19 protein-coding genes and 1 pseudogene are annotated in these 19,392 nt (G+C 35.1%); 9 read left to right on the forward strand and 11 right to left on the reverse strand.

Annotated features, from left to right (window positions below; genetic code table 11):
- Positions 1-49: 49 nt before the first annotated feature.
- The gene (locus H033_RS0108250) at positions 50-571 is read left to right on the forward strand and encodes a shikimate kinase (protein WP_026837882.1); all 522 of its coding nucleotides are present in this window, start codon (positions 50-52) and stop codon (positions 569-571) included.
- Here H033_RS0108250 and H033_RS0108255 read toward each other — a convergent pair.
- From H033_RS0108255 to H033_RS0108265, 3 genes are read right to left on the reverse strand one after another with little or no spacing between them, the layout of a single operon-like run.
- Positions 563-1,063: a phosphoribosyltransferase family protein gene (locus H033_RS0108255; RefSeq protein WP_026837883.1), complete on the reverse strand. Its 501-nt coding sequence runs from the start codon at positions 1,061-1,063 to the stop codon at positions 563-565. The genes H033_RS0108250 and H033_RS0108255 overlap by 9 nt on opposite strands.
- A gap of 3 nt (positions 1,064-1,066) precedes the next feature.
- The gene (locus H033_RS0108260) at positions 1,067-1,651 is read right to left on the reverse strand and encodes a methyltransferase domain-containing protein (protein WP_026837884.1); all 585 of its coding nucleotides are present in this window, start codon (positions 1,649-1,651) and stop codon (positions 1,067-1,069) included.
- Positions 1,648-2,067: an RNA-binding S4 domain-containing protein gene (locus tag H033_RS0108265; RefSeq protein WP_026837885.1), complete on the reverse strand. Its 420-nt coding sequence runs from the start codon at positions 2,065-2,067 to the stop codon at positions 1,648-1,650. Before H033_RS0108265 ends, H033_RS0108260 begins: the two co-directional genes overlap by 4 nt.
- 75 nt (positions 2,068-2,142) lie before the next feature.
- Between H033_RS0108265 and H033_RS0108270 the strand changes: the two genes are divergently transcribed.
- Entirely contained in the window at positions 2,143-3,093 is a 951-nt protein-coding gene (locus tag H033_RS0108270) for an FKBP-type peptidyl-prolyl cis-trans isomerase (protein WP_231367578.1), read from the forward strand.
- A gap of 54 nt (positions 3,094-3,147) precedes the next feature.
- On the opposite strand, the gene H033_RS0108275 is transcribed toward H033_RS0108270, so the two are convergent.
- From H033_RS0108275 to H033_RS0108285, 3 genes are all read right to left on the reverse strand, one after another.
- On the reverse strand, positions 3,148-3,744 hold the full coding sequence (locus tag H033_RS0108275) for an outer membrane beta-barrel protein (protein WP_026837887.1): 597 nt from the start codon (positions 3,742-3,744) through the stop codon (positions 3,148-3,150).
- A gap of 121 nt (positions 3,745-3,865) precedes the next feature.
- Positions 3,866-4,819, reverse strand: coding sequence for a transketolase family protein (locus H033_RS0108280; protein WP_026837888.1), 954 nt, complete (start codon positions 4,817-4,819; stop codon positions 3,866-3,868).
- 40 nt (positions 4,820-4,859) lie between these two features.
- Positions 4,860-5,705 (reverse strand): transketolase, encoded by an 846-nt coding sequence (locus tag H033_RS0108285; protein WP_026837889.1) that lies wholly within the window; start codon positions 5,703-5,705, stop codon positions 4,860-4,862.
- A 174-nt stretch (positions 5,706-5,879) separates the two neighbouring features.
- Between H033_RS0108285 and tgt the strand changes: the two genes are divergently transcribed.
- The 3 genes and pseudogenes from tgt to H033_RS19830 form a co-directional block, all read left to right on the forward strand.
- Complete coding sequence (gene tgt, locus H033_RS0108290; RefSeq protein WP_026837890.1) at positions 5,880-7,010, forward strand: tRNA guanosine(34) transglycosylase Tgt; 1,131 nt, start codon at positions 5,880-5,882, stop codon at positions 7,008-7,010.
- Position 7,011: 1 nt separating this feature from the next.
- Complete coding sequence (locus tag H033_RS0108295) at positions 7,012-8,088, forward strand: LptF/LptG family permease (protein WP_026837891.1); 1,077 nt, start codon at positions 7,012-7,014, stop codon at positions 8,086-8,088.
- Positions 8,075-8,443, forward strand: a pseudogene (locus tag H033_RS19830) (EamA family transporter); the annotation flags it as partial. The gene H033_RS0108295 and the pseudogene H033_RS19830, both read left to right, overlap by 14 nt.
- A gap of 131 nt (positions 8,444-8,574) precedes the next feature.
- On the opposite strand, the gene H033_RS0108305 reads toward H033_RS19830, so the two are convergent.
- On the reverse strand, positions 8,575-9,618 hold the full coding sequence (locus H033_RS0108305; RefSeq protein WP_026837892.1) for an IS5 family transposase: 1,044 nt from the start codon (positions 9,616-9,618) through the stop codon (positions 8,575-8,577).
- 106 nt (positions 9,619-9,724) lie between these two features.
- Here H033_RS0108305 and H033_RS19835 point away from each other — a divergent pair, with 106 nt between their 5' ends.
- From H033_RS19835 to H033_RS0108325, 4 genes are all read left to right on the forward strand, one after another.
- Complete coding sequence (locus H033_RS19835; RefSeq protein ID WP_316928631.1) at positions 9,725-10,258, forward strand: DMT family transporter; 534 nt, start codon at positions 9,725-9,727, stop codon at positions 10,256-10,258.
- 61 nt (positions 10,259-10,319) lie between these two features.
- Complete coding sequence (locus H033_RS0108315) at positions 10,320-11,273, forward strand: acetyl-CoA carboxylase carboxyltransferase subunit alpha (protein WP_026837893.1); 954 nt, start codon at positions 10,320-10,322, stop codon at positions 11,271-11,273.
- A 166-nt stretch (positions 11,274-11,439) separates the two neighbouring features.
- Complete coding sequence (gene dnaB / locus H033_RS0108320) at positions 11,440-12,999, forward strand: replicative DNA helicase (protein WP_026837894.1); 1,560 nt, start codon at positions 11,440-11,442, stop codon at positions 12,997-12,999.
- Between the two features lie 118 nt (positions 13,000-13,117).
- Positions 13,118-14,377 carry a hypothetical protein gene (locus H033_RS0108325; protein WP_051227942.1) on the forward strand — a complete coding sequence of 420 codons (1,260 nt, stop codon included), beginning with the start codon at positions 13,118-13,120 and terminating at the stop codon, positions 14,375-14,377.
- Positions 14,378-14,843: 466 nt separating this feature from the next.
- On the opposite strand, the gene rplT is transcribed toward H033_RS0108325, so the two are convergent.
- The 4 genes from rplT to thrS all read right to left on the reverse strand — a co-directional run bounded on the left by rplT (position 14,844) and on the right by thrS (position 18,041).
- The gene (rplT, locus tag H033_RS0108330) at positions 14,844-15,188 is read right to left on the reverse strand and encodes a 50S ribosomal protein L20 (RefSeq protein WP_026837896.1); all 345 of its coding nucleotides are present in this window, start codon (positions 15,186-15,188) and stop codon (positions 14,844-14,846) included.
- 107 nt (positions 15,189-15,295) lie between these two features.
- A complete protein-coding gene (gene rpmI, locus H033_RS0108335) occupies positions 15,296-15,493 on the reverse strand; it encodes a 50S ribosomal protein L35 (RefSeq protein ID WP_026837897.1) in 198 nt (65 codons plus the stop codon).
- 27 nt (positions 15,494-15,520) lie between these two features.
- Positions 15,521-16,036, reverse strand: a complete 516-nt coding sequence (gene infC, locus H033_RS0108340; protein WP_262489315.1) for a translation initiation factor IF-3 — start codon at positions 16,034-16,036, stop codon at positions 15,521-15,523.
- A 58-nt stretch (positions 16,037-16,094) separates the two neighbouring features.
- Positions 16,095-18,041 carry a threonine--tRNA ligase gene (gene thrS, locus H033_RS0108345; protein WP_026837899.1) on the reverse strand — a complete coding sequence of 649 codons (1,947 nt, stop codon included), beginning with the start codon at positions 18,039-18,041 and terminating at the stop codon, positions 16,095-16,097.
- Positions 18,042-19,392: the final 1,351 nt, after the last annotated feature.

Below are 19,392 nucleotides of genomic sequence, written 5' to 3' on the forward strand. Positions count from 1 at the left end.
ATAAATTTGTAAATGTTTTAAATTAATTTCTAAACACCTCTTTTTCAGTATGAAAATATTTCTTTCAGGATATATGGGTTCCGGTAAATCTGTTGTTTCACAAAAATTGTCCACAAAATTAGCTTATCCTCTAATAGATATAGACGACCAAATTTCTTTAATTGAAGAATTGACGATTCCCGAAATTTTTAAATTAAAAGGGGAATTATATTTTAGAAAAATGGAGACCAGGATACTGGAAGATGTACTAGAAGACCCCAATAACCTTACAGTGGCTTTAGGTGGCGGAACACCTTGTTATGGTACCAACTTAGATCTTATTAAGAACTTCCCAGAGTCTAAAATGGTATATCTAAAAGCTTCGGTAGAATTTTTGGTAAAACGATTGTATAAAGAAAAAGCACAAAGACCAATGATTAGTCATTTGGAGACAGAAGACGATCTTGAAGATTTTGTTAGAAAGCATTTATTTGAGCGTGGTTATTACTATAACCAATCAGATCTAGTGGTTAATGTAGAAAACCGAACTCCTAATGAAATAGCTAATGAAATAGCTGATAAGCTAAAATAATTCTACTTTATCTCTTCCTTCGGAAAAAGTCACTTTTACGGTTTCATTCAATGAAGTAGAAAGAGAAATTCCTTTGAAATCTGCTTTTACAGGATATTTTTTATGGCTTCTATCTACAAGGACAGCTGTTTTAAACTGCTTTAAGGGCACTTCTAGGAAATGCTTGATTCCATAGATCAATGTAGTTCCGGAGTTAAGTACATCATCTATTAAGACGATGGATTTATTTTGGTACTCAGTTGAAGCTAAGGAGGTTTTTACGCCACTTAAAGGATTTTTCTTATCTAATTTCACCTCACATAAGATGACATTTAAGTCTGAAATTCCCTCCAAAACAGTTTTAAGCCTTTTTGCAAAAACGAATCCGCTATTTGCAATTCCAGCTAAAATAAGCTCTGTTTCGTCTAAATTACTCTCGTATATCTGATAGGCGATGCGTTTAATTTTATGCTGAATTTGCTCGTTGTTGAGAATCTTGTTTGAGGTTGGCATAGATTATTTATTTTTTTTAAAGATAAAAAACAATTCATTCCCAGATCTTGGAGTAATGGAATTATAACAATTTTCTAGTTTTAGTATTTCAAAATATGGCTGAAATAAATCTTTATATTCTTCTTGACTACCTCCAAATGGAGGACCAGATTTAGTAAGCTCAAAATTGAAAAATAAGCCTACCAATTTGCCATTGGTTTTTAATAGCTCTTTCATTTTTTCTGCATATTTCGGCCGAAGATCAATATTTAAAGCGCAAAAGAAAGTTTGCTCTAAAATTAGATCGAATTGCAGATTTAAATCGAAAAAATCTTTTTGTAACAAATGTTCTTCTGGAAAGCTATGTATTCTATTTTTTAAGTTCTCCAGAGGCTCTTTAAAAATGTCTACAACAAAGACATTTTTAAAACCTTGGTGATATAAATATTCCGCTTCATAAGAATTTCCTGAACCGGGAATTAATATTTTCAGGGATTTATCTTCCAACTGATTTATATATTCCTTGATAGGGGTGGAGACCTTTCCAATATCCCATTTTATTTTATTTTCCTTGTAGCGTTTCGCCCAGTAATTCTCGTCTAGAATCATTCTTTTAGATCTTCCTCTTTATTCTCTACTTTTGTATCCTTTTCCTCCCCTTTCTCTTCAAACCAATCATCTATATCTCTTCTGTCTTTTTTAGTTGGTCTTCCAAGCCCTTTTTTTCTATAATAGTCTTTGGAGTATTTTAGCAGTTCCATTTTTTCAAAAGCTTCCTTAGGAGTAACATCATTAATATAAAGCCCTATTAATTTTGCCCCTAGTCTACTTGTAGGAACATCGAGAATCTCTATTTCATAGTTAATCTGATTCTTTCTTATGGTAATTTTATCTTGCGGAAACACCTCTCTGGACGGTTTAACATTAGCTCCTTTAATTTTTACTTTCCCCGTTTTGCATGCGTTAGTAGCTAAACTTCTTGTTTTGAAATATCGCACGCACCATAAAAACTTATCAACTCTCATATTAGCTTCTTAAAACTGTCTAATTCTTAAGCAAAAATACAAGATTATTGTATCTTGCCGCCTTAAATTTACCTAATGATGAGATTGACAAAGTTGTTTATTCTAATGGTGCTTACAAGCATTTCTATAATATCCTGTAAAAAAGACGATGATAATGAGCCAGAACCAGTTCCTATTAGAGATCTGGGAGAACAAGCCATAGAAGATGATGAAGCATTAATATCCTATTTGCAAACACATTTTTATAATGAAGAAGATTTTCAGAACCCTGCGGAAGGGTTCGATTATAGAATAAAATTTGATTCTATTGCTGGATCAAATATAGATAAAACACCGCTTATAGATTCAGATTTATTAGCAACAAAGGTTGTAACTCGTAATGAGGTAGATTATAATATCTATATTCTAAAAATTAGAGAAGGATTTGGAGAGCATCCTACTTTTGCAGATTCCACTTTTCAAAATTATAAGGGAGAGTTATTGAATCAAATTTCTTTTGATAATACAGCAAACCCTGTTTGGTTCGATCATCCTGGAACAAGAACACAAGGGAATCCTGGAATCGCAGTTGTGGCTTTAACAGAAACACTTGTGGAATTTGGAGGAGCTTCAAATTTTAGTGTTAATGATGATAATACAGTTCAGTTTACCGATGACTTTGGAGTAGGAGCAGTCTTCTTGCCATCTGGTTTGGGATATTTTAGTGGTTCGCAAGGTAGTATCCCTGCTTATAGTCCATTGATCTTTAGCTTTCAATTATACAAAGTTAACCAGGCAGATCACGATCAAGATGGAATTCCTTCTTATTTAGAAGATTTGGATAATGACAGGATCGTTGCTAATGATGATTCCGATGAAAATAGATTACCAAACTATTTGGATGCAGACGATGATGGTGATGGAACTTTAACAAAGGATGAAATAATTATTAATGCAGATGGATCAATAGTGTTTCCTGATAAGAATGGGAACGGAATTCCAAACTACCTTGATCCGGAAGAGTTTGAAAACGTAAATGAGATTTAACAAAAAAAGCCGCGAATCACTTCGCGGCTTTTTTTATTGTATTAAATTTTACGCTTAATTTAGAGTGTAAGAAACACTTAAGATCCACTGGGAAGGTCTGGAGTCTATTTTAAAATTTTGATCCAAAGCGGCTTCACCATAGGCATTGTTTTCTTCAAAAGCACCTTCATAGCGAGCATCGAAACCTAAGTTTCCTAATGTTACTCCCACTCCAATTTGATAACCAACACTAATCTCATTTTCTACATCAGAAATTTTAATATTGGCGTTGTCTAACTCATTATTCAAAATATATTGAAAAGAAGGTCCAGCTTTTATGTTCAAGGGACCTAAGACGTTTATACCTACTAAGACAGGAGCGTCAATCTTGTCAATATTATAATCGAATTCATCATATTCAGTATTTAGCCTGGTATATACCAATTCTGGCTGTAGGAATATTCCAAGGAATTCGAATTTTGCAAAACCTCCTAAATGATATCCTGTTTTTTCTTTTCCTTCTACTACAGTGGAGGCATCTTCAATCACCTGAGAATAATTTTCGTAATCTCCTGTTGCACCATAATTAAGTCCTCCTTTAAGGCCATAAGTGGCCTGAGCCATAGCAGTCCCGCCAATTAAAATAAGCGTAAGTACCATTAATTTTTTCATAAGTTGAGTTTTATAATTTGATTATAGATAACGCAGAAAATATGCCGTTTATTTTCTACTAAAAAGATTAAACCCCTCAAACGCTAGGTTTGAAGGGTTTAAACTATAAAGTAATCAATTTCTATTTACGTTTTAATACTTTTTCTGAAGCTTTTACAATTGCTTCGGCATTCAATCCGTATTTTTCCATTAACTGTTCTGGAGTTCCACTTTCACCAAAGGTATCTTTAGTTGCAACAAATTCTTGTGGCGCAGGGAAATTTTCTACCAATGTTCTGGAAACACTTTCTCCTAAACCTCCTAAGAAGTTATGTTCTTCAGCAGTAACAACACATCCAGTCTTTTTTACTGAAGCTAAAATAGCTTCCTCATCTAAAGGTTTAATAGTATGAATGTTTATTACTTCAGCACTTATTCCTTTTTCGATCAATTGTTCAGCAGCTTGTAAAGCTTCCCAAACTAAGTGTCCGGTTGCGATAATCGTTACATCGGTTCCTTCAATTAAATTCACCGCTTTCCCAATCTCGAATTTTCCGTTTTCAGGAGTGAAGTTTGCTACTTTCGGACGTCCGAACCTTAAATATACCGGGCCTTCAAATTCTGCAATTGCTAAAGTAGCAGCTTTGGTCTGGTTAAAATCACATGTATTAATAACCGTCATTCCAGGAAGCATTTTCATTAAGCCAATATCTTCCAAAATTTGATGGGTAGCTCCATCTTCACCTAGAGTTACACCGGCGTGAGATGCACATATCTTCACATTCTTATTAGAATAAGCTACACTTTGTCTTATCTGGTCGTAAACTCTTCCTGTAGAAAAATTAGCAAATGTACCTGTAAACGGTATTTTTCCTCCAATGGTCATACCAGCTGCAATACCAATCATATTGGCTTCAGCAATTCCTATTTGAAAGAATCGTTCTGGATGATTCTTTTTAAACTCATCCATTTTTAATGAACCAGTTAGATCTGCGCAAAGGGCAACAACATTTTCGTTGTTTTTACCAAGCTCAGCTAAACCTGCACCAAAACCAGATCTTGTATCTTTATTTCCTGTATTTGTGTATTTTTTCATTTTGTCTGAATAATATTTCTAAAAGAAATAGCAATTAAAATTAATAGTCTCCAAGAGTTTCAGGGTTTTGAGCCAATGCATTCTCTAATTGTTCATCATTAGGAGCTACTCCATGCCACTTATGAGTATGCATCATAAAGTCTACCCCATGACCCATTACCGTAGTCAATAGAATACATACCGGTTTTCCTTTTCCGGTTCTGCTTTTCGCTTCATTTAATCCTTCAATAACTTTAGAAATATCATTTCCTTCTTTCACCTCTAGAACATCCCACCCAAAAGCTTCAAATTTAGCTTTAAGATTCCCCATTGGTAAAACCTGCTCTGTAGCTCCATCGATCTGCTGTCCGTTAACATCTACAGTAGAAATTAGGTTGTCTATTTTATTACCAGCAGCATACATAATAGCTTCCCAATTCTGGCCTTCTTGTAATTCTCCATCTCCATGTAAAGTATACACTATATGAGAATCTTTATTCAGTTTTTTTGCTTCCGCAGTACCAATTGCTACAGATAAACCTTGACCTAAAGAACCAGATGCAATCCGAATTCCAGGTAATCCTTCATGCGTTGTAGGATGTCCTTGCAATCTTGAATTTATTAATCTGAAAGTATTTAGTTCTTCCACTGGGAAAAAACCGCTTCTAGCTAAAACGCTATAAAAAACTGGAGATATATGACCGTTAGATAAAAAGAAAAGATCTTCTCCTATTCCGTTCATATCAAAATCACTTTTATAATCCATCACCTCTTGATATAGAGCTGTGAAAAACTCGGCGCAGCCTAAAGATCCTCCAGGGTGACCTGAATTTACTTTATGAACTTGCCTTAAAATGTCCCGGCGAACCTGGGTAACAAAATTTTCTAATTCTTTAGTGTGTGGCATTGTGTGTTGTGTTGTTTTTTATGAATGCTGCAAAAATAAGTTTTTAAATACGTATCACAAAGTTAGAAGTTGCCAGTTATCAACGATTTGTGTGTAATAGCTAACAATTTTTAAAATCATGGGTCTTTTATATGAGTTTTACTTAAGTATCTTTGCAGCTATTTAAAATATACTATGAAGTTTGACCTTTTAGCTAAAGATCCCCAGAGCAACGCACGTGCGGGAGAAATCACAACAGATCACGGCGTTATTGAAACCCCGATTTTTATGCCCGTAGGAACCGTTGGTTCAGTAAAAGGAGTGCATCAACGAGAATTAAAAGAAGATATTAATCCAGATATAATTTTAGGGAATACTTACCACTTGTACCTAAGGCCTCAAACCGAGATCTTAAAAAAAGCTGGTGGGCTTCATAAATTTATGAATTGGGATAGAAGTATACTTACAGATAGTGGTGGGTACCAGGTTTACTCGCTTTCAGAAAGAAGAAAAATTAAAGAGAATGGAGTAAAATTCAAATCTCATATAGATGGTTCTTATCATGTTTTCACTCCAGAAAATGTAATGGAAATTCAGCGTGTCATTGGAGCCGACATTATTATGGCTTTTGATGAATGTACACCATATCCTTGCGATTATAAATATGCAAAACGTTCAATGCACATGACGCATAGATGGTTGGATAGATGCATTAGCCATTTGGAGAAAACTCCATTTGAGTATGATTACAGTCAAGCATTTTTTCCAATTGTTCAAGGAAGTACTTATAAAGATCTTAGAAAACAATCTGCAGAATATATCGCATCTGTAGGAGCAGAGGGAAATGCAATTGGGGGATTATCTGTAGGGGAACCTGCAGAAGAAATGTATGCGATGACGGAAGTTGTTACAGAAGTATTGCCTGAAGATAAACCAAGGTACCTGATGGGAGTAGGAACTCCAATTAATATTTTGGAAAACATTGCACTGGGAATAGATATGTTTGATTGTGTGATGCCTACCAGAAATGCAAGAAATGGGATGTTATTTACGGCACATGGAACCATTAATATAAAGAATAAAAAATGGCATGACGATTTCTCTCCAATAGATGATATGGCCATAACATTTGTTGATACCGATTACTCTAAAGCATATCTAAGACATCTTTTTACAGTAAATGAATTATTGGGCAAGCAAATTGCTACAATTCATAATCTAGGTTTCTACCTTTGGTTAACGCGTGAGGCTAGAAAACATATCTTAGCGGGAGATTTTGCCAGCTGGAAAAATAGAATGGTACAACAAATGAATAAGCGCCTGTAAATTGAAGATATTAGATTGGTACATATTAAAACGCTATTTGGGGACTTTTATCCTAATGCTACTGCTGTTTGTTCCTATTGGTATTATTGTAAATCTTGCTGAAAAGATCGATAAGATCTTGGAAAATGAGGTTCCTTTTATAGAAGTTGCTGCTTATTATTTAGATTTTACTATTTACTTTGCAAATCTGCTTTTTCCTTTATTCTTATTTCTATCGGTTATTTGGTTCACTTCAAAACTTGCAAATAATACAGAGATCATTGCTTTTTTAAGTAGTGGGGTCTCGTTTTGGCGATTTTTAAGACCTTACATGATTGGGGCAACCATAGTTTGTATCGGCGCCTTGGTAATGAGTATGTATTTGGCTCCAAATGCTAGTAAAGGTTTTAATGAGTTTAAATACCAATATCTCAAAAAGGGGGCAGAGGTCAAGGAAACCAGTGATGTTTATAGGCAGATAAATGACGATGAATATATCTACGCAAGTAACTTTCAGCCGAAATCGAAATCTGCTAGAAATTTTACTTTAGAACATTTTGAAGGGAATAAATTGACATTCAAATTAAGCGCTTCAAGATTACAGTATAACGAAGCAGACAGCACCTACACTTTAAGCAATTTTGATAAGAGAATTATAGGGGAAGAAGGGGATCAAATTTTTCATGAACGAACTTTAGATACTATCCTACCATTTGAATTTGACGAATTAACACCTGTTACCTATATCGCCGAAACCCTCAATTATAATGAACTTAATGATTTTATAGATCAAGAAGCTAGGCGAGGTTCTGGAAATATGAATAGGTATCTGGTGGTAGCTTACAAAAGATGGAGTTTACCTGTTTCAGCTTTTATACTTACTATTATTGCCGTTGCCGTTTCTTCAATAAAACGAAGAGGAGGAATGGGAGTAAATTTAGCTTTAGGGATCTCCTTGGCTTTTATTTTTATATTCTTCGACAAGGTTTTTGGGACATTGGCAGAGCAATCTACTTTTTCACCGCTAATTGCAGTGTGGTTTCCTAATGTGTCTTTTGGGATTTTAGCTATCTATCTTTTGTTCAATGCCAAACGATAAACTTAGAAGCTACCTCCATTTTCACGTAATTGTTTTTATTTGGGGATTTACCGCAGTTTTAGGGGCATTAATATCTTTAGATGCAGTTCCCTTAGTTTGGTACAGAATGTTGCTTGCTAGTGGTTTTGTTTTCTTGTACATCAAATTGAGAAAACGAAATCTAAAGCTTACAAAAAGAAAATTAGGGGTTCTAATAATTGCCGGCATTGTGATCGCGTTGCATTGGCTAACATTTTTTGCTGCAATAAAAGTATCTAATGTCTCTATTACATTAGCTTTACTTTCTACAGGAGCTTTTTTTACTTCTATCCTAGAGCCTATTTTTTATAAACGAAAGTTTGTGGGTTATGAAATCAAGACTGTTGCAAAATTCAATAAATTACTGCAATCCATTTTTTAGATGGATTTCCGATTGTTTTTTATCAAGAACTGTGGTTTTTACTTCGTTTTTTTGTCTTTAGAATTCATTTTCTTACTGTTTTTCTCTTAGTTTTTACAATTGGACGCAATTATCCCTGGACTTCGATACAAATTATAGCACATGGCCTCCATCAGGTTTTGGGTATGCATTTTTTCCATTCCCCGGTATCTTGCCAATCCTCCGCTGAACCATCTTTTTATCCCGCCAAATGTCCGCTCTACCTTGAACCTTGTTTTACCGATCAATTTATTGAACTTCTTCTCCCAATAGGTCAATGGTTTATTCTTTTTTGCCTTTTTTAGAATATGATTTTTCAGATTCCTTTTTTTCAACAGCTCCATGTTTTTCTTCGATTGATAGCCTTTGTCGGCTTTTAATGGAATATCTTTTGGCAAATCTACGTTCACTGTTTCCAGCACTTCTTCTAAATTGGCTATCTCGTTTTTACTTGCCGTGGTGGTCAATACTCCCAAGACAAGTCCTTCTTGATCTGTAACGTGATGTTTTTTAAACCCAAAATGATATTTCCCTCTTTTCTTTAGCCAGGTACCATCTTTATCTACACTCTCGGCATACTCTTTTTGTACTGCTACCTCTTGGTCCGAGCGATCTTCGGTTACCTTGTGATTGGTCTTTCCTTTTGGTCGAAGTGGCGTGTCTATGACACTGGCATCCACTATAATTCCTTTTTTGACAATGATCTTGTGAGCCTCAAGCTGGTCATTGATCGAACCGAAGAGCTTCTCAAAGGTCTTGGTTTTGGTTAGTGCGGTTCTAAATCTGCTTAAGGTACTATGGTCGGGTGCAACTTCATCTATGTGCATTCCACAAAAATAACTGAATGAGATACTATCGTTCAATCGATCTTCTACTTCATAATCGCTCAATCCGTACCAACTTTGCAAAAGACACATTTTAAATAACAACAGGCCGTTATAGGAAGGTTTGCCTACAGCACTTTTTCCTTTGGAATAATCGGCATCTATTAGTTTTTCGATTGTGTCCCAATCGATCAGCGCATTTATTTGATTAAAAAATGTTGTTTTTATCTTTCTTGCTCTCAAATCGCAAACTGTGTCTGCCAATGTGGGTTGTTTCTGTAATTTCATACATTAAAAATAAGACTTAACCAATTAAATATCAATTGATTAAATTGTTTTTATACTCCGATTTTCAACAATTTATTCCTTGCAACGGTCTTAAATCCTGTTTGGGTTGTTAGTAATTATAGGCTTGTATATTATTTTTCAGGTAGAAACAAAATATACTCTGGGGATAATTTTAGGATTAATTTCAGCTTTCTTGTCTGCTATTTTCACTTTAATGAATGGTAAATTGATAAGAGACACTGCTCCTTCAGTGATTTCATTCTATGAGCTTTTAACTGGGGTAGTCGCAATAAGTATTTATTTAGCTATAATGTCCTTCAGTAGTGGTGGAGATGAGGGATTTAATCTTTCTTTTTTTACTATTTCTTCTGAAGATTGGTGGTATTTATTAATTCTCTCCTCTATATGTACAGCTTACGCCTTTATTGCAGCAGTTGCTGTAATGAAACATCTAAGCCCGTATACTATAATGCTCACAATCAACTTGGAGCCTATATATGGAATATTTTTGGCATTTTTAATATTTGGTAGTAAAGAGCAAATGAATCCCCAATTCTATTATGGAGCCTTGCTAATTCTGTCTACTGTTATCCTGAATGGCTTTCTTAAAACAAAACGAAAAATTAATAAGATATCTTAGGAATTCTTCCTTTCAAAGTTTGTTATATTTGTAGGCTAATTAAAAAACACAATAACTTAACATGGAATATTTAGATTTTGAATTACCCATTAAAGAGTTAGAGGAACAATACCAAAAGGCTTGTAATATAGGGGCAGAAAGTGAAGTAGATGTTACTGCTACCTGTAAACAGATCGAGAAGAAATTAATAGAGACCAAAAAAGGGATCTATAAGAATCTTACAGCTTGGCAACGTGTTCAACTTTCAAGACATCCTAATAGACCTTACACCCTAGATTATATAAAAGCAATTTGCGGTGATACTTTTCTTGAACTTCATGGGGATAGAAATGTAAAAGATGATAAAGCAATGATTGGTGGTCTTGGGAAAATTGGAGACCAGAGCTTTATGTTTGTGGGTCAACAAAAAGGATTTAATACCAAAACAAGACAGTATCGTAATTTTGGAATGGCAAACCCCGAAGGATATCGTAAAGCATTACGCTTAATGAAATCTGCAGAGAAGTTTGGAGTTCCGGTTGTGACCTTTGTAGATACTCCAGGAGCATATCCAGGATTGGAAGCAGAAGAAAGAGGACAGGGAGAGGCTATTGCTAGAAACATATTAGAAATGACTCGCCTAAAAGTGCCAATTATAGTGGTGATTATAGGGGAAGGAGCTAGTGGTGGTGCCTTAGGAATTGGAGTAGGAGATAAAGTTCTTATGTTGGAAAACACTTGGTACTCTGTGATTTCTCCGGAATCTTGTTCTTCTATTTTATGGAGAAGTTGGGAATATAAAGAAATAGCAGCAGATGCCTTAAAACTTACTGCTATAGACATGAAAAAGCAAAAGTTAATAGACGAAATCGTAAAAGAACCACTTGGAGGTGCTCATACTAATAGAGAGGAAACTTTTGATACGGTAAAAAATTCAATTTTGTCTTCTTATAATGAGTTCCGAAACTTATCACCAAAGGAATTGGTAAATAAAAGAATGGATAAGTATTCTAATATGGGTGTCTTTAAAGATTAGTTCTTTCTTAGTCATACATTCAAAAAAATCCGAAGATTTTCTTCGGATTTTTTTGGCCTTATCAACAAAAATATTAAGTTATCAACAGGGAAATTGTTTATTACCTGTGAACTAAGTTGTATCCTTTTAATTAAGGATATCTTAACAAATTATTTACATTCGTAATATGGAAAAAGTTACAATCCCACAAAAACTAAACTATGGCCAAGGCAATGTTGTAAGTCTTGAGAAAGGCAAAATCCCCCCACAAGCTGTTGATTTAGAAGAGGTTGTGCTTGGAGCCATGATGATCGATAAAAAAGGAGTAGATGAAATTATAGATATTTTACACTCCGATGTGTTTTATAAAACTGGGCATAAATTGATCTATGAGGCTATCTATAAACTCTTTGAGAACACAGAGGCGATTGACTTATTAACCGTTTCTAATCAATTGCGTAAGGATGGAAATTTAGATAAAGTAGGTGGCGAATGGTATTTGATCCAACTAACCCAAAAAGTATCCTCTTCTGCGCATATTGAATTTCATGCCCGGATCATTCTTCAAAAATATATTCAGCGAAGTCTAATTAAAATTTCTAACGAAATTATTGAACAGTCTTACGATGAAGCAACCGACGTTTTTGATCTTTTAGATACTGCGGAATCCAAATTGTATGAAGTTACTCAGGGGAACATTAAACGTTCTTCAGAGACGGCACATAGTTTGGTTATTCAGGCAAAAAACAGAATTCAGGAAATTTCCAATAAAGATGGATTAAGTGGAGTGCCATCAGGCTTTGATAAATTAGATAAGCTTACTTCTGGTTGGCAGCCTAGTGATTTAATTATTATCGCTGCTCGTCCGGGTATGGGTAAAACGGCATTAACATTATCCATGGCTCGAAATATTGCCGTGGGACATAATATTCCTGTTGCATTCTTCTCCTTGGAGATGTCTGCGGTACAATTGATCACTCGACTAATATCTTCGGAAACAGGATTATCTTCAGAAAAACTTAGAACTGGGAATTTAGAAACCCATGAGTGGGAGCAATTAAATGTTAAGGTAAAAGATCTGGAGAAGGCTCCGTTATTTATAGATGATACTCCATCATTATCCATTTTTGATCTTAGAGCAAAAGCTAGGAGATTGGCATCACAGCATGGTATAAAAATGATAATGGTAGATTACTTGCAGTTAATGACGGCTGGGAGCTCAGTTAAAGGAGGGAATAGGGAACAGGAAATATCTACAATCTCTAGAAACTTAAAAGCCTTAGCTAAGGAATTAGCAATACCTGTTATTGCGCTCTCTCAACTATCTCGTGCTGTAGAAACTCGTGGAGGAAGTAAAAGACCTTTATTAAGTGATTTGAGGGAATCTGGAGCGATAGAGCAGGATGCCGATATTGTTTCATTTATTTACCGCCCAGAGTATTATAAAATTGATGAATGGGATGATGAAGAACGCTCTCCAACAGCTGGGCAGGGTGAATTCATTGTTGCTAAACACCGTAATGGTGGTCTGGAGAGTGTCCGCTTGAAATTTGTTGGGCATCTTGGTAAATTTGATAACTTAGATGACTTTGATTCTCCATTTGGAGAGTTTCATTCTAAAATGAATGAGGGTGAAAGCGAAGATCCTTTTGGTGGTAGTAAATTGCCTAGTCCTTCGGCAGATGAAGCCTTCGGAAGCTCGATGAACGATGATTTTAATGATGATGATAACGACGTGCCGTTTTAAAAATTTATTTTATAACTACTTTAAAGTAGTTCCCAAATCTTATAGTGAAAACAAACCTACATGTTGTGTTGATAGTGTATTCTATTCCAACCAATATAGTTGCCAATTACCACCCGGTATAAAAAATTTAATTTTTGTACTGGGTTTATTTTTTATTTCTTTTCAAATACAAGCCTCTCAGATATTGATTCCTATGGATGCTCAAACCCAAGAGAATCATTTAAAAGCATACGGGATTACATATTTTGCTCTTCAGAATAATTTAAATGTACAGTGGTTGCTTAACTATAGAGGAGGTTCTTTTCTTATTTCAGATACTGAAGCTTTAAGAAGGGAATGTAAAATTCGAGGTGTTTCTTTTGAAGTTTTGAGTGATGAAAAGTCACAATCAATACTGGAAGAAATTCAGAGTCCTTCCAGAAATATGGAAGCAGTTATTTTAGAAAAAGCTCCTAAAATAGCAGTTTATGCCCCAACAGGGAATAAACCTTGGGACGATGCCGTAACGATGGTGTTAACTTATGCCGAAATTCCCTACGAAACTATTTATGATGAAGCGGTACTGGGAGATGCTCTTTTATTATATGATTGGCTTCATTTGCATCATGAAGATTTTACAGGACAGTATGGTAAGTTTTATAGAAATTATAGAACCACTCCTTGGTATATAAAAGAAAAAGCAGATGCTGAAGCATTAGCTACTAAATTAGGATATTCAAAAGTTTCTGAAGAAAAATTGGCTGTAGCCTTAAAGATTAGAGATTATGTTATAGGTGGTGGGTTTATGTTTGCAATGTGCAGCGCTACCGATAGTTTTGATATTGCGCTTGCCGCTGCAGGAATAGACATAGCTGAGCCTATGTTCGATGGAGATCCTAGCGATCCAGGCTATCAAGGTAAAATAGATTTTGAAAATACTTTTGCATTTAAAGATTTCATTTTAGAACGAAACCCGATGATCTACGAATTCTCCTCTATAGACATGACAGATAAGAGACAAATAGCTACAAATACAGATTATTTCACTTTAATGGAGTTTTCTGCAAAATGGGATCCTATTCCTACCATGTTAAACCAAAATCATACTATGTTAGTTAAGGGCTTTATGGGGCAGACAACTGCATTTAATAGAGCGACGCTAAAATCTAATATACTGGTTCTAGCTGAAAGTAAATTGAATGAAGAAGCTCGCTATATTCACGGTATAAAAGGTCGTGGTTTTTTTACTTTTTATGGGGGCCATGATCCAGAAGATTATCAACACAGGGTAGGAGATCCTAAAACCGAATTGGAATTACATCCAACTTCTCCAGGTTATAGATTAATTTTAAATAATGTATTGTTTCCAGCCGCAAAGAAAAAGAAACAAAAAACTTAAACCGATGTGATTCTTAACATAGCTACGATCTGAAAGTATCTAAATACATCTTAGCAGAGATTCCTCATTTCATTCGAATGAAAACTTAAAATAATCCGAATGTCAGGCTGAGACCTGTGATAATAAAATTTATCTAGCGTAGGAAATTGACGTATGAAAGATGCTGAAACGAGTTCAGCATGACGGCAGTTAAAACAGTATCGTCACCCTGAACTAGTTTCAGGGTCTCTTATTGGGAGTAACTTTGAAAATACGTCAAGGTAGCTTGTCAAATCCTCTTTTTGACTTAAAAATAAAGTTAGATGTCACTCTCTCTCTCTCTCTCTCCTTCTATAACTTTCAAAATTGTTTCAGGTTCTAAAACCAGACAACATGAATTTTCCGAAGCTCTAAAAATACTACAAACAAAAAAACCCACTCTACTAGAGTGGGTTTTTAAATATAAGAACGTTAATCGTGAAAAATATTATTTTACTTTGTTAACTATAGCTCCAAACGCTTCTGGATGGTTCATTGCTAGATCGGCTAAAACCTTACGGTTTAAATCGATTTTTGCAGATTTTAAACCTCCCATAAACTGAGAATAAGACATCCCGTGTATTCTAGCTCCCGCGTTAATACGCACAATCCAAAGAGAACGGAAATTTCTTTTGTTGTTTTTACGGTCTCTATAAGCATATAACATTGCTTTGTCAACCGCGTTTTTTGCTACTGTCCAAACGTTTTTACGACGTCCAAAGTAACCTTTTGCTTGCTTAAGAACCTTTTTTCTTCTGGCTCTCTTGGCAACTGAATTTACTGATCTTGGCATAATTTTAATTGTTTTTGAAGAAGGCGATTCATAAATTATTAATTCTGAATACTTTCATTGCACTACTCCAGGGTTTTTAAATAGTTTAAACCATCAAAAACTTCAATCTACTTTAAACGTAGTTGAGTTTTGATATTTTTCTCATCTGCACTATGTACTAAAGTACTGTGCGTTAGAGCAAGCTTACGTTTTTTAGACTTCTTTGTTAAGATGTGACTTTTAAACGCGTGCTTTCTTTTAATTTTACCTGTACCTGTAAGCTTAAAACGCTTTTTGGCACTGGATTTAGTTTTCATTTTAGGCATGCTCGTGTAATTTTATAATTAACGTTCTTATTTCGTTTTTCTAGGAGAGAGAAACATTGTCATACGTTTTCCTTCCAGTTTAGGCATTTGTTCCACTTTACCTACTTCTTCTAAATCTGTTGCAAGACGAAGAAGTAATATCTGACCCTGATCTTTAAAAACAATAGACCTTCCTTTAAAGAATACAAAAGCCTTAAGCTTGGCTCCATCTTTTAGGAATTTCTCAGCATTACGCTTTTTGAATTCATAATCATGGTCATCGGTTTGTGGACCAAATCGAATTTCTTTAACCACTACTTTACTTGCTTTCGCCTTTAAGACTTTTTCTCGTTTCTTTTGCTCATAAAGAAACTTCTTATAGTCCATCACCTTTGCAACTGGTGGTTTCGCATTAGGAGAAATTTCCACAAGATCTAGACCTTGCTCTTCAGCAAATTCCATTGCTTTTGTAGTGGGATATACTCCCATTTCGATGTTGTCGCCAACAAGTCGTAACTCTTCTGCCCGGATTTTTCCGTTAATGCGGTGTTGGTCTTCTTTAATTTCTCTTAGCGGTCGCTTCGATCTTTTTCTACGTATTGCTATGGCTGTCTAATTTTAATTATACTTCAAACGCTTTATGCGTTTTTTTGATTTCGTTATTTACTAATTTGGTAAAGTCTTCAATTAGCATTGTGCCAATATCGCCTTCCCCATGTCTACGTACAGAAACTGTACCATCCTTCTCTTCTTGCTCTCCAATAATCAGCATATAAGGTACTTTACTCATTTCAGCATCCCTTATTTTCTTGCCAATGGTCTCGCTTCGGTCGTCGGACACTGCGCGAATTTCGTCATTTTCAAGCAAATCTAAAACTTTTTGTGAGTATTTTTCATATTTCTCGCTGAGAGAGAGTACAATAGCTTGTTCCGGTGTTAACCAAAGAGGGAAATTTCCTCCAGTGTTTTCTAAAAGCACAGCAACAAAGCGTTCCATGCTACCAAATGGCGCTCTATGGATCATTACTGGTCTATGCATTTCATTGTCGCTTCCTTTGTATGTCAGTTCAAAACGTTCTGGCAGATTATAATCTACTTGAATTGTGCCAAGTTGCCAGCTTCTGCCTAAAGCGTCCTTCACCATAAAGTCTAATTTTGGACCATAAAATGCTGCTTCTCCAGTTTCAACTACATAATTAAGACCCTTTTCTTTTGCTGCTGAAAGAATAGCATTTTCAGCCTTTTCCCATACATCATCATTCCCAATATATTTTTCCTTGTTTTCAGGATCTCTTAAAGAAACCTGAGCTGTAAATTCGTCGAAACCTAAAGATTCGAAAACATATAAGGTAAGGTCTATTACTTTTTTAAATTCAGAATCTAATTGATTTGGAGTACAAAAGATATGTGCATCATCTTGAGTAAAACCTCTAACACGAGTTAAACCATGTAATTCACCACTTTGTTCATATCTATAAACCGTTCCAAATTCAGCAAATCGTTTCGGAAGGTCTTTGTAACTCCATGGAGCCGAATTATAAATTTCACAGTGATGTGGGCAGTTCATAGGTTTCAATAAAAATTCTTCTCCTTCATTAGGAGTCAGGATAGGCTGAAAACTATCTGCACCATATTTTTCATAATGACCAGAGGTCACATAAAGTTCTTTTTGACCAATATGTGGAGTGATCACCATTTCGTAACCAGCTTTTTTCTGAGCTGCTTTCAAAAAATTCTCCAAACGCTCTCTTAAGGCTGCACCTTTAGGAAGCCATAATGGCAAACCTTGTCCCACTTTTTGAGAAAACGTGAAAAGTTGCAATTCTTTTCCTAGTTTTCTATGATCACGTTTTTTTGCTTCCTCTAATAATTCTAAATATTCCTTAAGGTCTTTTTGTTTTGGAAATGAAACTCCATAAACTCTTGTAAGTTGAGGGTTTTTTTCGTCTCCTCTCCAGTAAGCTCCGGCAACACTCATTAATTTTACGGCTTTAATAATTCCGGTATTCGGAATATGTCCGCCACGGCATAGATCTGTAAAGGTGTCATGGTCGCAAAAAGTGATAGTTCCATCTTCCAGATTTTCAATAAGCTCAACTTTAAAAAGATTGTTTTGTTCTTTATAATAAGATAAGGCTTCAGCCTTGGTAGAAGACCTCATGCTAAATTCATGTTTTTCACGAGCTATTTCTAGCATTTTATCCTCTATCTCCTTAAAATCGTTTTCAGAAATCTTTTGTTCCCCAAAATCTACATCATAATAAAAGCCATTTTCAATAGCTGGTCCAATGGTTAATTTGGATCCTGGATATAACTGCTCAATGGCCTGCGCCATAACGTGAGAAGTAGAATGCCAAAATGCTTTTTTCCCTTCCTTATCTTTCCACGTATATAATATAAGACTACCATCTGTATTAAGTGGAGTGGAAGCTTCTACCACAGTATCATTAAATTTTGCAGAAACCACATTCCGTGCAAATCCCTCACTTATACTTTTAGCTACATCCATTGGGGTAGCACCACTTTCAAATTCCTTAATAGTGCCATCAGGCAAACTTATTTTTATCATATTCCTATCTTAAGTGGGCAAAGATAATAGGTTAAATGTGGTTGCACAATATACAAGGTCTATATATTCATGAATATTATTTGGGTGTTCCCCCGATTTAAAAAATCGGGGTCGGGCTATTCACGCTATCTTTTGTCTATTCACTAATGTCTTATTTATATTTAGACTAATAGATCATCTACTATTATATAGAGAAACATATATTCCATACCGCCAAAAGGATGTTGTTGCTATCCCTAACACAATACAAGAGTTTGGAGAAGAGTTTGTCATTATATATTATAAGAGGTAAGGATTGTTTTATTGCTCTATTATATAGAGAGAGCATAATGAGTGTTTTTCGCTATTTTATTATAATAGGAGGAGAGGTTAAGTTAAAACGGAATAGTGGTAACTATAGGAAAGTGGGATCACTTTCAATATTTTTAAGTTAACATTTAAAAAACTTTTCTTTATTTAAAATGACTAAAAATTTATATCGATCTGATTTGGAATTGATTAGAAAATTATTGTATTTTAGTTCCCCGCTTTTTTGAGAAGAGGTTGAAAATAAATTGATATTTTATTTTTAAAACTTGCGGGGGAACATAAAAGAACTGTATATTTGCACCCGCTAAGCGATCAGCGAGTAGTTGATTTGGAGGCTAAGTTCATTGTATACTGGTAGATTCAAGCGTTTTTAGGGTTAGAAATTAACTTAAAAAAAGTTTAGAATAAGTTTGCCGGAATGAATTTAAAGTTGGTATATTTGCAGCCGCGTTTAGCGGCACAAAAAGTTCCTTGATTAGTGAGAATATGATGTACGTTTTAAGAGACGAAGTTCTTAAAAAATTTATCTAAAAAAAACTTCAAATAGTTTTGGAAGATAAAGAAAAAGCATTGTATATTTGCAGCCGCTTTGAGCGGTAGTAAAGTTCACGATTAGTTATTGAAAAGAGATCCCGAGGTTGGGTAGTTAAGAAAGAGGTTCAACTCCTTTTATTTCCACAATAAGTCCATTTAATTCTTCCCTTTGGGAAGACGGCTCGAAAGAGCAGATGGGATATGTTCATTGATATATTGAATTGACAGCGCGTTTCAATGTTGTTCGCAAGAACGGCAGAAGAAACCAAAAGATAAGAATTAAGACTAGAAGAATATTTTGAGTAGGTATTGGATCGTAAGATTTGATACTTGAAACAGACCTTGTAATTGTTACAATATTTAAAAATTAACGATGAAGAGTTTGATCCTGGCTCAGGATGAACGCTAGCGGCAGGCTTAACACATGCAAGTCGAGGGGTAACGGGGTGCTTGCACCGCCGACGACCGGCGCACGGGTGCGTAACGCGTATACAATCTACCTTGTAGA

This window comes from Gillisia sp. JM1, assembly GCF_000424645.1.
Taxonomy (GTDB): Bacteria; Bacteroidota; Bacteroidia; order Flavobacteriales; family Flavobacteriaceae; genus Gillisia.